Below are 11,934 nucleotides of genomic sequence, written 5' to 3' on the forward strand. Positions count from 1 at the left end.
TCTAGGCTCGTGAGTTCACCCTTAGTCGAAGGACAGCCACCATGCGCCGCGCCTTGATCGTCGTAGACGTGCAGAACGACTTCTGCGAGGGGGGCAGCCTCGCGGTGGCCGGGGGCGCGGATGTCGCCGCCGCCATCACCGAGCTGGTCGGGCAGGCCGCCGGTTCCGGCTACCAGCACGTGGTGGCCACCCGCGACCACCACATCGCGCCCGGCGGCCACTTCGCCGACAACCCGGACTACACGCACTCCTGGCCGGCGCACTGCGTGGCCGGCACCGAGGGCGTCGGCTTCCACCCGAACTTCGCCCCCGCGGTCGCCTCCGGCGCGGTCGACGCCGTCTTCGACAAGGGGGCGTACGCGGCCGCCTACAGCGGCTTCGAGGGGGCCGACGAGAACGGCGTGACGCTCGCCGACTGGCTGCGGGCCCGGGAGGTCTCCGAGGTGGACGTGGTGGGCATCGCCACCGACCACTGCGTCCGGGCCACGGCCGTGGACGCGGCCCGGGAGGGTTTCCGTACGCACGTGCTGCTGGACCTGACCGCGGGAGTCGCCGAGGAGACCACCGGCCGCGCCCTGGAGGAGATGCGCGAGGCCGGCGTCGAACTGACCGGGAAGCCGGTCGTCGCCTAGGTCCGGTGCGCGGCTAGGCCTGGGCCGTCGGTCTTCGCAGCAGGGCTCTGATCGGGCGCCACAGCTCCTGGGCGAGGTCCGGGGCCAGGGCGACACCGTTGTCAGGGGCCGTCCGCCATATCAGACCGTCGGGGTGGTGCAGGACCGCGGTGATCTCGTCCGGGGTCGGCGGGGCGGCGTTGCCGCGCAGGTAGACCGCGCGCAGGCCCAGATTGCGGAGCCTGGTCAGGGCTCGCGCACGGTTCTGGGCGTGCACCAGGAAACGGACCGAGCCGGTGCCGCTCGCGGTGGGCATCGGCAGGTTCAGCGCCACCACCACGCTGCCGGTCGGCAGCTTGCAGAAACCTCCTGCGGCCATGCGGTCACATCCCCGTGTGCGTCGGTGTCAATAAGAGAGCCACAGGACGCACCTAAACACGGATCGGCGGCAACCCGCCAGGGGTCACCGCCGATACGCTTCTGACCTGCGAAAATGACGCTTACTTCACCGCGGGCCCGACCTCGACCGAGATCGTCGAGCCGTTCTTGGCCTCCTTGACGATCTTGATCTTGGTGTTGGTGTCAGTGACGTTGACACCGGCCAGCGGGGTCGCCTTGTCGTAGTAGGTGTGCGTGTGGTCGTTGAAGACCGGCACCCCCTTCGACGAGGGGATCCTGGTCGCGACGTCCGCGTTGTGCAGCGTGATGCCGTCCGTGCGGTACAGGCTGAACGGCGAGTCGTAGGACTGGATCCGGCTGCGCATCGGCGTGCCGTCGGACCACTTCAGCGCCGCCGGGTGCGAGTCGACCGGCAGGATCAGGCCGGTGCCCGGGTGCACGCTGGTGTTGTTGTCCGCCTGGGAGGTGTCCCACTTCCAGATCAACAGGCCGTTCTGGTACGGGTAGTGCTCCACCCAGCTCGGACGGGTCGTCGAGAAGCCGAAGTTGTACGGGCCGACCTTCAGGGTCTTGTCGTACGACACGTACTGGCGGTTCTCGGCGATGTAGTACTGCGCGTAGTCCTTGGTGAACGACGCACCCATGCGCTGGAAGCCGTTCGCCGTCCAGGCCGCGTCCGCCGTCTCGGCGGTGTCGGTGAACAGCGCGGTGCCTCCCCCAGAGGGGGTACCCCCAGCAATGACCGAGATCCGGTCGGCCGCGAAGCCCTTCTCGGCCACGCCGCCGTCGGTGGCGTAGCGGAAGCGCAGGTCGATCTTCTTGCCGGCGTAGGCGTCCAGCGGGAAGGACAGCTTCTTGTACGTCTCCGAGAAGCCGCTCAGCGCGGGCTTGTCGCTGCCGTCGCGCGGGATGGCCTGGCCGTCCGCGGTGCCGTCCAGGGCGGTCCAGTTGGCGCCGCCGTCGGTGGAGACCTCGGTGTAGAGGTAGTCGTAGCCCGCCTCGATGGCGTACCAGCCGTCGAAGGCCAGCGTCGCCGAGGACGTGCCGGTGAGGTCGACGGAACGGGTCAGCGTGTTCTTGAGGTTGTCACCGCTGCCGCTCCACCACTGGTGCGTGCCCTCGGCCGGGGCGACGATCTCGGTCGTCACCGCCTTCTTGGGCAGCTCGACGATGAGCGCCTGCTTGTTCTTGGTGTTGTACTCGGCGACGCCCAGCTTGTGCTTCGACCTGGTCGCGGCCTTCGCCGTGGCGTAGTCGAGCCAGCCCAGCTGGAGCTTGTCCCAGGAGGTCATGTCACCGGGCAGGTCGCCGATGGCCTCCTTGCCGGTGCCGAGCCAGGAGCCGGAGGACATGAGGGTCCAGAAGCCGGTGGAGTTCTCGCCGCCGCCGGTGGTGTCGTAGTGGTCCGGCAGACCGAGGTCGTGGCCGTACTCGTGGGCGAAGACGCCGAGTCCGCCGTTCTCCGGCTGGACCGTGTAGTCGCCGACCCAGATCCCGGTGTCGCCGATCTGCGCGCCGCCGAGCCGGTTGCCGTCGGGGCCGGTGGCGCCGGCGTCGGTGCCGAAGGCGTACCAGCGGTGGGCCCAGATCGCGTCCTCGCCCTGGGCGCCGCCACCCGCGGACTCGTCCTCACCGGCGTGCACGACCTGGAAGTGGTCGATGTAGCCGTCGGACTCGTTGAAGTCGCCGTCGCCGTCGAAGTCGTAGCGGTCCCACTGGTCGAACTGCTTGACGTCCGCCTGGATCTCGGCGTCGGTCCGCCCCGCTGCCTTCTGCTGGGCGACCCAGGCCGTCACACCGTCGCTGACGATGTTCCACACGCTCGGGCAGTTGGTCTCGCCGCACTTGTTGTTGCCGTAACGGGCCTCGTTGTAGGGGACCTTGACCCAGTCGGAGACCTCGCCCTCGATGGAGTAGCGGCCCGAGGACTGCTTCTCGTAGTACTTCCTCATCGACTCGACACCCTTGCCGGTGCCGAAGTAGAGGTCCTCGAAGTGCTTCTGGTTGTAGTCCGCCTGCCAGGCCGTGCTGTTGTCCTGGGTGCGGTCCGGCTCGGCTATCTCGTTGTGCAGCGGGCCGGGGGTGCCGCCGAACTCGGGCTTGGTCTGCTCGCCGAACTCCACCAGGATCGTGAAGATCTTGTCGGTCTTCTCGCGGCCGAGCTCGACGTACTTGCTGTCGCCCTTCCGGCTCTTGAGCTCGACGACCTTCGAGCCCTCGCGCTCCTTCACCTCGGCCTTGCCCGAGATGACCTGCTTCAGGGCCTCTTCGCGCTGGGCGTCCTGGGTCTTGCTCAGCGGGCCTTCGAGGTCGTGCTCGTGCTCCTGGTGCACCGGCGCCGGGTCGTGCCGGTCGATGGGGCTCGAGGCCGTGTCGTCGGCCTGGGCCGTGGTGAACGCCGAGAGCGTGGCGGTGGCCGCCGCGAGCGCGACAGCCGTCGCGGCCGCTCTGAACGTCCAGTTCCTGTTCGTCACTTGAGATCCTCCCCCGCGTTCGAGCGCGCACGACGGGAGGGTTCCGGGTCATGGATTTCGCGCGCGCGTGATCAACGCGTGTAGTCAAGTGACGACATTTGACTAGAGGTTCACGGGAAAAGACAGACCTTGACTTGAACAGGTCAACTGCACTATGCGGAGTCGAGGTCCGCTTTACGGACACTCGCGAGCCCCCGGACAGGCGCGTGACGCCGTCCACTGGGTGGACGCCATGACTCCGTGCGCCCCCCATGCACCGGTACTGTTGGTTAGGTCACGCTTACTGTTCGTTCCGCTCGGGCATGCAGGCGATTAGAGTCGACTGGCGGAACGCCCGATAGTTGGCGGATTGCCAGGCCCACACCCCCCGTGTACCCCCGAATCCGAGGACACGATGACCATGCCTCGTCCGACCGCCGCACAGCTCGCCTACGGTTCGTGCACCGTGCTCCTGTCGACCCTCGCCATGCTGCTGCTGTCACAGACGAGTTCGGGTGCGGGGATCGCACTCATCGCCGTCGCGGCGCTCGTCCTCGGGCTGCTGGTCGCGCTGACCGTGCCGACGCCCAAGGCCCGCGTGATCGCCATGCGCAGGCCGTCCCCGGTCCCCGCCGAGGACGCGCCCGCCCCCGCCCAGGTACCCGAGCGGGCCGCCTCCTGACGTCCGGGCCTAGCGGGTGCTGACCACCACCGTCTTGGCCGCCTTGTCGTGCAGGCCCTGCTTGTAGGGCCGGTCGAAGAAGCTCCAGCCGCCGCAGATCGCGGTCCAGACGCAGGCGCAGCAGAAGGCGAACGGGATCCACAGCACCAGGGAGCGGACCAGCGCGGTCTGCGTGGAGGGCGTGGCGCCGTTGTCCAGGTTGGCCACCCGCATGCCCAGCCACTTCTTGCCGAGCGTCTGCCCGGACTTGGCGATCATGAAGGTGTCGTAGCCGATGTAGAGCAGGGCGGCGATCAGGGACTGCCCGAAGGACTTGCCGTAATCGACGTCGTCGGCGTTCATGTCCAGCTCGCTGACCCGGAACGCCCAGGTGAGCAGCCAGACCACGACGGCCACCATCACCATGTCGATGATCCGGGCGAGCGTGCGCTTGCCGCTGTCGGCGAGCGGGGGCATGCCCGCGAGCGGATCGGCCGGGAAGCCTCCACCGCCGCCGTAGGGGTCACCGCCGTAGGGTCCGCCGTACGGCGGCGGCTGGCCGCCCTGGCCCCCGGGCGGGGCGTCGTAGGGCGAGCCGGCGCCCGCACCGGGTTCCCCGGACGGGGGCTGCTTCCTGAACGGGTCGTCTTCCGGCGGCTGCTGACCGGATCCGGGGGGCGGTTCGCTGCTCATGGCCCGAGTCGACCGCGAACCTCGCGCCCGCGCATCCGGCGAGCGGCCGTCCGGGGTACGGCATCAGCCCGGCGGCTCGCCGTACCCCGTCATCCCGAGACGAACGTGCCCGCGGCCTTGTCGTGCCAGCACTGGCGCCACGGCTTGTCGAACAGGCACCACAGGATGCCGACGACCCCGATGACGAGCAGTCCGGGGACGCTGTAGACGAGCCACCGGCGCAGGGCCCCGCCGAAGGACGGCGGTTCGTGCGCCTCGATGTCCCGCACCTCCAGGCCGAACAGCTTCTTGCCCAGGGTGCGGCCCCACTTGGCGGTGGGCAGCGCCTCGTAGAGGGCGCCGAAGACCAGCAGGACGGCCAGCACGATGCCGAGGTACATCGACGTGGTGGCGTCCAGCAGCCATACGGTGACGGTCTCGCCGGAGAGCTTGGCCGCGTCGATCTTCTCGTCGACGTGGTCGATCGCCTTGAGGCCGAGCGGTACGGCGGCCACGCCGGTCACGCCCGCGAGGACGACGGTGTCGAGCAGCCGGGCGGCGAACCGCTTGCCGAGGGAGGCGGGCCGCGCGGACGCCTGGCGCCGGGCGGCCGCCTGGAAGATGTCCTCGACCGGCGGCTTCCAGGGCGCGACGGGCTGCTCCTCGCCGGGCGCTCCGGCGAGCCGGTGCACCTGCTGCGCCCAGGAGGGCTGGCCGCCGCCGGGGCCACTGGTGAGGGGGGTCCCGGCCGGGGCGCCGCCGCCCTGAGCCGGGACCTGGGATGCGGCCTGCGGGGCGGACTGGGGGCCGGGCTGCGGGCCGGACCGGGGGTTCGACCGGGGGCTCGACTGCAGGCCCTGCGGGCCCGACTGCTGGGGGACCGCCGAGGCCGCCTGCGGGCCGGAGAGGGCGGTGGGGGCGGCGGCTTGGGCCTGCTGCCCCTGCACGGCGGCCCGGTCCACGGCGGCCTTGCCCGCGGCGAACCCGGGGCCCTGGGCGGCGGGGGCGCCGAATCCACTGGCACCGGCTGAGGCAGCGGCACCCGCCGACGCCGTACCGGCCCCGGGATGCGCGCCGAAACCGCCTGCACCACCGGCACCAGCACCCGGACCAGGCGCGCCCGCCGCAGCCGTACCCGCCACGTCATTGGCCCCCTGGCCGGGAGGCGCGGCCGGGGTGCGCCCCTGGTGTGCTCCGGGCGCCCCGTCCTGGCGACCCGTGCGCGGGGACACGGCGCGGAACGTCATGGTGCCCTGGTCCGTGTCGGGGGCCCCGGGGTCGGGGGTGCCCTGTGCGGCCGGGCCCGGGGTCGGGCGGCGGAAGACGAAGGTGTTGTTGGCGGCCGCGTCCTCGGCCGGCGGGATCGTGGCCGTGCCGTCCGTCCGCGGGGCGGTGCCGTCGGCCGGGGCCGGGGTGCGCGGGTCGGGGGCGCCGCCCCAGGAGACCCGGCGGTCCTGGTCGCCGCCGAAGCCGGACTGACGGGAGCGGTCGGCGCCCCACGCCACGGCGGGCTCGGGGCGGTTGCCGTGCTGGGACCGGCCCTGGGCCGGGGCGGGTTCGCCGACCGGGTCCTCGTCGAAGAAGTGCGGACCCGTCTCCTCGACCGGGGCCGGGGCCGGGGCCGCGCCGGACGGCGGGGCGAGCGGTTCGCCGTCCGTGGGCGCCGGACGGCTGGTGCCCGGTACCCAGGAGGCACCGTTCCAGTACCGGACATATCCAGGAATGGACGGGTCCGGGTAATACCCTTCGCGGGGCCTGTCGTCACCGGGGGCCGGGGTTGGGGCGCTCATGTCCGTCGTCCCGTATCTGCTCGGGGGTCATTTGGGGGCCTCCACATCTATCAGACGCGGGCAACCCCCACCGCCAGTCCCGCGGTACCCACCCCTTTCGGGAGACGTTTCGGGAGACGTTTCGCGAGACCTTCCGGGAGACGGAGAAAAAGTCGCGCGGACCCGCGTAATGCTCCGGGCCCGCCCCTCTCTCCCCTCGTACGAGACGTCACCAGAGAGGACACCGACGCCATGCACCCCACCGTGGTGGAGCGGGAGCTGGAGCTCAAGCTCGTCCTGTCGCCCGAGCGCAGCATCCCGGTCCCGGCCCGGCTGAGCTACCGCAGCGACGACCCGTACGCCGTCCACGTCGCCTTCCACATCAACTCCGACCGCCCCGTCGACTGGACCTTCGCCCGTGAACTCCTCGTGGAGGGGGTGTTCCGCCCGTGCGGCCACGGGGACGTACGGGTGTGGCCGACGAAGGTCGAGGGCCGCAACGTCGTGCTGATGGCGCTGAGTTCACCCGACGGGGACGCCCTGCTGGAGGCCCCGGCCGCGCAGGTGTCGGCCTGGCTGGAGCGGACCCTGCGGGTGGTCCCGCCGGGCTCCGAGGCCGAGCGGCTCGGCATCGACGACGGCCTGGCCGAGCTGCTCGCCCCGACCCCGGCCGACGACCTGTGGCTGCGCGACCCCTGGCCGAGCGACGAGTCCACGGACGGGGAGTGAGCCCCGCAGGCGTCAGAAGAGCTTTCCCGGGTTCAGGATGCCGAGCGGGTCGAAGACCTGCTTGATCCCCCGCTGCAGCTCCACTCCCACCGGGCCGATCTCGCGCGCCAGCCACTCCTTCTTCAGGACGCCGACGCCGTGCTCGCCGGTGATGGTGCCGCCGAGTTCCAGACCGAGCGCCATGATCTCGTCGAAGGACTCGCGGGCGCGCCGGGACTCGTCGGGGTCCTGCGCGTCGAAGCAGACCGTGGGATGGGTGTTGCCGTCGCCCGCGTGCGCGACGACACCGATGGTCAGCTGGTACTTCTCGGCGATCCGGTCGACGCCCTCGAGCATGTCGCCGAGCCGGGACCGCGGCACGCACACGTCGTCGATCATCGTCACGCCCCGCACGGCCTCCAGCGCGGTGAGGGACAACCGCCGCGCCTGGAGGAGCAGTTCGGACTCGGCCGGGTCCTCGGCGGGGACGACCTGGGTGGCGCCCGCGGCCTCGCACAGGGCGCCCACCGCGGCGAGGTCGGGGGCCGGGTCCGGGGTGTCGAAGGCGGCGAGGAGAAGGGCCTCGGTGGTCTCCGGGAGCCCCATGTGCGCCAGGTCGTTGACGGCCTTGACGGTCGTACGGTCCATCAGTTCGAGGAGGGACGGGACGTGTCCGCCGGCCATGATCCGGCACACCGCGTCGCAGGCCTCGGCCGCGGAGGCGAACTCGGCCGCCAGCGCCAGCTGCCGCGGCGGCTGCGGCTTCAGCGCCAGGACGGCCCGTACGACGATGCCCAGTGAGCCCTCGGAGCCGACGAACAGGCGGGTCAGGTCGTAGCCCGCGACCCCCTTCGCCGTACGGCGGCCGGTGGTCATCAGCCGTCCGTCGGCGAGGACGACGTCGAGGCCGAGGACGTACTCGGCCGTCACCCCGTACTTCACACAGCACAGGCCCCCGGAGGCGGTGCCGATGTTGCCGCCGATCGTGCACTGCTCCCAGCTGGAGGGGTCCGGCGGGTAATACAGGCCGTGTTCGCCGACCGCGCGGGACAGGGCGGCGTTGACGACGCCCGGTTCGACGACGGCGATGCGGTCGACCGGGTTGATCTCCAGGATCCGGTCCATCCGGGTCAGGGACAGCACGATGCAGCCGTCGCTGGCGTTGGCCGCGCCGGACAGGCCGGTGCGGGCGCCCTGCGGGACGACCGGCACGCGCAGGTCGGTGGCGGTGCGCATGACGTGCTGGACCTGCTCGACCGTCCGCGGCAGGACGACCGCGGCCGGGACGCCCGCCGGGCAGAAGCTGGCCATGTCGTGCGCGTAGGAGCCCGTGATGTCGGGGTCGGTGAGGACCGCCTCGGCGGGCAGAGCGGTGAGCAGCCGGTTGACGAGGTCGTGGCTCATGATCACAGCCTGACACCGGGGGCCATCGGTGTGAACCCCGCTGGCGGGGGGCTTTCGGTACGGGAATGTGGTCGTCGTACTGGCGCACAGTGAGCGCCATGGAGAACCAACAGGAGGAGCGGCGCCGGTGGGCCGGCCGACGGGTGCTGGTCGGTTCGGCCGTGGGGTGTGCCGTGCTGGGCGGGGTCCTGACGCTGCTGCCGTGGGAGGCGCGGACGGGCGCGCCGCCCGCACCGGCGCCGGGTGCCCAGGCGCTGGCCGCGGTCACCACCGGCGTACCGGCCGCGCTGCCCGACCTGGCGGTGCTGATCGACGAGCGGGAGAGCCGTGTGCGCGAGCACCCGGGGGACGCCCGGTCCTGGGCGGTGCTCGGGACCGCCTATGTGGAGCTGGGGCGGCGGACGGCGGACCCGGCGTACTACCCGAAGGCCGAGCGGGCGCTGCGGACCTCCCTGAAGGTGCGGGCGAAGGGCAATGCCGAGGCGCTCGGCGGTCTTGCCGCGCTGGCGAACGCGCGCCGGGACTTCCGCGCCGCGCGGACGTGGGGCGAGGCGGCGCTGAAGCTGGAACCGAAGCGCTGGACGACGTACCCGCTGCTGATCGACGCCTATACGGGGACGGGCGAGTACAAGGCGGCGAAGAGGACCCTGGACCGGCTGCTGGAGCTGCGCTCCGGGCCCGCGGTGCTGGCCCGGGCCGGGGCCGTCTACCGGGACCACGGCTGGCGCGAGGACGCGGCGGCCGCCCTCTCCGACGCGGCGGCGGCCGCCGAGGCGCCGGCCGAGCGGGCCGCGTACCTGGAGCGGGGCGGGCAGCTGGCCTGGGAGCGCGGCGACCGGGAGGGGGCGCTGCGCCACTTCCAGGAGGCGGTGCGGCTCGACCCGGACCAGCGGGCCGCGCAGGCCGGGCAGGGCCGGGCGCTGGCGGCCCTCGGCCGCACCACCGAGGCGCTGAACGCCTACCGGGTCGCCCTCGCCAAGCAGCCGCTGCCCGAGTACGCCTTGGAGCTGGGCGAGTTGTACGAATCCCTCGGGCTCGGGCAGGCGGCCCGGGTGCAGTACGACGTGCTGCGCGACCAGGTGCGCCGGGCCACCGCGGCCGGGGCCGACGAACAGTTGGTGCTCGGCCGGTTCGAGGCGGACCACGGGGACCCGCAAGCGGCCGTACGGCGGCTGCGGGCCGAGTGGAAGCGGCAGCCCGGGATCGCGGTGGCGGACGCGCTGGGGTGGGCGCTGCACCGGGCCGGAAACGACGAGGAGGCGCTGCGGTTCGCGCGGATCGCGACCGACAGGACGAAGGGCGGCGGGGTGCGCAGCGCGCTGTATGCCTACCACCGCGGGATGATCGAGCGGGACCTGGAGCGGTCCGGTCCCGCCCGGCGCCATCTTCAGGAGGCGCTGCGGATCAACCCGTACTTCTCGGCGCTGCACGTGGCGCGGGCCCGCCGGGCCCTGGACGAGCTGGGCGAGCCCGCGCCGGAAGCGCTCTAGAGGTTGCCGCGCTTGGCCTGCTCGCGCTCGATCGCCTCGAAGAGGGCCTTGAAGTTGCCCTTGCCGAAGCCCATCGAGCCGTGGCGCTCGATCAGCTCGAAGAAGACGGTCGGACGGTCCTGGACCGGCTTGGTGAAGATCTGCAGCAGATAGCCGTCCTCGTCCCGGTCGGCGAGGATCTTCAGCTCGCGCAGGGTCTCGACGGGGACGCGGGTGTCGCCGACCCACTCGCCGAGGGTGTCGTAGTAGGAGTCCGGGGTGTCGAGGAACTGGACTCCGGCCGCGCGCATGGTGCGCACGGTGGCGACGATGTCGTTGGTGTTCAGCGCGATGTGCTGGACGCCGGCGCCGCCGTAGAACTCCAGGTACTCGTCGATCTGGGACTTCTTCTTGGCGATGGCGGGCTCGTTGATCGGGAACTTGACCTTGAGCGTGCCGTCGGCCACCACCTTCGACATCAGCGCGCTGTACTCGGTGGCGATGTCGTCGCCCACGAACTCCTTCATGTTCGTGAAGCCCATGACGTTGTTGTAGAAGCCGACCCACTCGTTCATGCGGCCGAGTTCCACGTTGCCGACGCAGTGGTCGATCGCCTGGAAGGTGCGCTGCGCGGGCGGCGCGACGAGCGGGGCGGCGGCGGTGTAGCCGGGCAGGTACGGGCCGTCGTAGCCGGTGCGCTCGACGAGGGTGTGGCGGGTCTCGCCGTAGGTGGCGATGGCGGCGAGGACGACCGTGCCGTGCTCGTCCTTCAGCTCGTAGGGCTCGGCGACGGAGCGGGCGCCGTGCTCGAGGGCGTGGGCGTAGGCGGCGCGGGCGTCCGGGACCTCGATGGACAGGTCGATGACGCCGTCGCCGTGCTCGGCCACGTGCCGGTCGAGGAAGTGGCCCCACTCGGTGGCGGGCTTGATCACCGAGGTGAGGACGAAGCGGGCCGAGCCGTTCTCCAGGACGTACGAGGCGGTCTCGCGGGTGCCGTTCTCCGGTCCGGAGTAGGCGACCAGCTTCATGCCGAAGGCGGTGGAGTAGTAGTGCGCCGCCTGCTTGGCGTTGCCCACGGCGAAGACGACCGCGTCCATTCCCTTGACCGGGAAGGGGTCGGCCTGCCGGGCGGTGTCGGGAGTGTGGTCTGTGGTCTGCGTCATAGCCGAAGCCTGGCCCCACCTCGCAAGGTGCGCAATAGTTTGCGTAATCGCTGGGCAATGTGCGCAGTGATACGCCCGTCTCGGCGGGCTTTCTGTACAGGATGACCAGTGCCGGGAGGGGCCCATGGGGATCGATCAGCTGGACGGGCGCATCATCGTGCTGCTCGCGCGGGAGCCGCGGATCGGGGTGTTGGAGATGTCCCGGCGGCTGGGCGTGGCCCGCGGGACCGTGCAGGCGCGGCTGGACCGGCTTCAGTCGAACGGAGTCATCCGGGGCTTCGGTCCGCAGGTGGATCCGGCGGCGCTCGGTTATCCGGTCACCGCCTTCGCCACGCTCCAGATCCGGCAGGGCCAAGGGCCCGACGTCCGGGCGCACTTGACGACGGTGCCGGAGGTGCTGGAGCTGCACACGACCACCGGCAGCGGGGACATGCTGTGCCGGCTCGTGGCCCGCTCGAACGCCGATCTGCAACGGGTCATCGACCGGGTTGTCGGTTTTGATGGGATCGTCCGGGCCTCCACCGCGATCGTGATGGAGAACCCTGTGCCGCTGCGGGTCATCCCGCTGGTGGAGCAGGCGGCGGCCGCCGAGTGAGGTGAGCCGGCGGTCGAGGGGCCCGGGAGC

General features: G+C 71.6%; 11 protein-coding genes. 5 read left to right on the forward strand and 6 right to left on the reverse strand.

Going from position 1 to position 11,934, the window contains the following annotated elements; translation table 11 throughout:
• Positions 1 to 41 precede the first annotated feature (41 nt).
• Entirely contained in the window at positions 42 to 632 is a 591-nt protein-coding gene (locus M8H82_RS20925; RefSeq protein ID WP_250076349.1) for an isochorismatase family protein, read from the forward strand.
• Between the two features lie 13 nt (positions 633 to 645).
• Here the strand turns inward: M8H82_RS20925 and M8H82_RS20930 are convergent, their stop codons facing one another.
• Positions 646 to 990 carry a hypothetical protein gene (locus M8H82_RS20930; RefSeq protein WP_250076350.1) on the reverse strand — a complete coding sequence of 115 codons (345 nt, stop codon included), beginning with the start codon at positions 988 to 990 and terminating at the stop codon, positions 646 to 648.
• Between the two features lie 121 nt (positions 991 to 1,111).
• Complete coding sequence (locus M8H82_RS20935; RefSeq protein ID WP_250076351.1) at positions 1,112 to 3,484, reverse strand: immune inhibitor A domain-containing protein; 2,373 nt, start codon at positions 3,482 to 3,484, stop codon at positions 1,112 to 1,114.
• Between the two features lie 400 nt (positions 3,485 to 3,884).
• Between M8H82_RS20935 and M8H82_RS20940 the strand changes: the two genes are divergently transcribed.
• The gene (locus M8H82_RS20940) at positions 3,885 to 4,145 is read left to right on the forward strand and encodes a hypothetical protein (RefSeq protein WP_250076352.1); all 261 of its coding nucleotides are present in this window, start codon (positions 3,885 to 3,887) and stop codon (positions 4,143 to 4,145) included.
• Positions 4,146 to 4,154: 9 nt separating this feature from the next.
• Here M8H82_RS20940 and M8H82_RS20945 read toward each other — a convergent pair whose 3' ends face one another.
• Positions 4,155 to 4,817 carry an RDD family protein gene (locus M8H82_RS20945; protein ID WP_250076353.1) on the reverse strand — a complete coding sequence of 221 codons (663 nt, stop codon included), beginning with the start codon at positions 4,815 to 4,817 and terminating at the stop codon, positions 4,155 to 4,157.
• A gap of 89 nt (positions 4,818 to 4,906) precedes the next feature.
• Entirely contained in the window at positions 4,907 to 6,586 is a 1,680-nt protein-coding gene (locus M8H82_RS20950) for an RDD family protein (protein ID WP_250076354.1), read from the reverse strand.
• A 231-nt stretch (positions 6,587 to 6,817) separates the two neighbouring features.
• On the opposite strand from M8H82_RS20950, the gene M8H82_RS20955 reads away from it, so the two are divergent.
• Positions 6,818 to 7,294: an SsgA family sporulation/cell division regulator gene (locus tag M8H82_RS20955; protein WP_250076355.1), complete on the forward strand. Its 477-nt coding sequence runs from the start codon at positions 6,818 to 6,820 to the stop codon at positions 7,292 to 7,294.
• 12 nt (positions 7,295 to 7,306) lie between these two features.
• Here the strand turns inward: M8H82_RS20955 and M8H82_RS20960 are convergent, their stop codons facing one another.
• Positions 7,307 to 8,677, reverse strand: coding sequence for an FAD-binding oxidoreductase (locus M8H82_RS20960; RefSeq protein ID WP_250076356.1), 1,371 nt, complete (start codon positions 8,675 to 8,677; stop codon positions 7,307 to 7,309).
• A gap of 98 nt (positions 8,678 to 8,775) precedes the next feature.
• On the opposite strand from M8H82_RS20960, the gene M8H82_RS20965 reads away from it, so the two are divergent.
• Positions 8,776 to 10,167, forward strand: coding sequence for a tetratricopeptide repeat protein (locus M8H82_RS20965; RefSeq protein WP_250076357.1), 1,392 nt, complete (start codon positions 8,776 to 8,778; stop codon positions 10,165 to 10,167).
• On the opposite strand, the gene hppD is transcribed toward M8H82_RS20965, so the two are convergent.
• Complete coding sequence (hppD, locus tag M8H82_RS20970; RefSeq protein ID WP_250076358.1) at positions 10,164 to 11,309, reverse strand: 4-hydroxyphenylpyruvate dioxygenase; 1,146 nt, start codon at positions 11,307 to 11,309, stop codon at positions 10,164 to 10,166. The genes M8H82_RS20965 and hppD overlap by 4 nt on opposite strands.
• 124 nt (positions 11,310 to 11,433) lie before the next feature.
• Between hppD and M8H82_RS20975 the strand changes: the two genes are divergently transcribed.
• Positions 11,434 to 11,904 (forward strand): Lrp/AsnC family transcriptional regulator, encoded by a 471-nt coding sequence (locus M8H82_RS20975; protein ID WP_250076359.1) that lies wholly within the window; start codon positions 11,434 to 11,436, stop codon positions 11,902 to 11,904.
• Positions 11,905 to 11,934 lie beyond the last annotated feature (30 nt).

Origin of the sequence: Streptomyces sp. YS415, assembly GCF_023544665.1 — a bacterium.
Taxonomy (GTDB): domain Bacteria; phylum Actinomycetota; class Actinomycetes; order Streptomycetales; family Streptomycetaceae; genus Streptomyces.

Excerpts from the sequence above, each read along its gene's own strand:
- M8H82_RS20975 (WP_250076359.1), top strand. The coding sequence starts at position 11,434 with ATGGGGATCGATCAGCTGGACGGGCGCATCATCGTGCTGCTCGCGCGG.
- M8H82_RS20955 (WP_250076355.1), top strand. The coding sequence starts at position 6,818 with ATGCACCCCACCGTGGTGGAGCGGGAGCTGGAGCTCAAGCTCGTCCTG.
- M8H82_RS20945 (WP_250076353.1), bottom strand. The coding sequence starts at position 4,817 with ATGAGCAGCGAACCGCCCCCCGGATCCGGTCAGCAGCCGCCGGAAGAC.
- M8H82_RS20965 (WP_250076357.1), top strand. The coding sequence starts at position 8,776 with ATGGAGAACCAACAGGAGGAGCGGCGCCGGTGGGCCGGCCGACGGGTG.
- M8H82_RS20950 (WP_250076354.1), bottom strand. The coding sequence starts at position 6,586 with ATGAGCGCCCCAACCCCGGCCCCCGGTGACGACAGGCCCCGCGAAGGG.
- hppD (WP_250076358.1), bottom strand. The coding sequence starts at position 11,309 with ATGACGCAGACCACAGACCACACTCCCGACACCGCCCGGCAGGCCGAC.
- M8H82_RS20930 (WP_250076350.1), bottom strand. The coding sequence starts at position 990 with ATGGCCGCAGGAGGTTTCTGCAAGCTGCCGACCGGCAGCGTGGTGGTG.
- M8H82_RS20925 (WP_250076349.1), top strand. The coding sequence starts at position 42 with ATGCGCCGCGCCTTGATCGTCGTAGACGTGCAGAACGACTTCTGCGAG.
- M8H82_RS20940 (WP_250076352.1), top strand. The coding sequence starts at position 3,885 with ATGCCTCGTCCGACCGCCGCACAGCTCGCCTACGGTTCGTGCACCGTG.
- M8H82_RS20960 (WP_250076356.1), bottom strand. The coding sequence starts at position 8,677 with ATGAGCCACGACCTCGTCAACCGGCTGCTCACCGCTCTGCCCGCCGAG.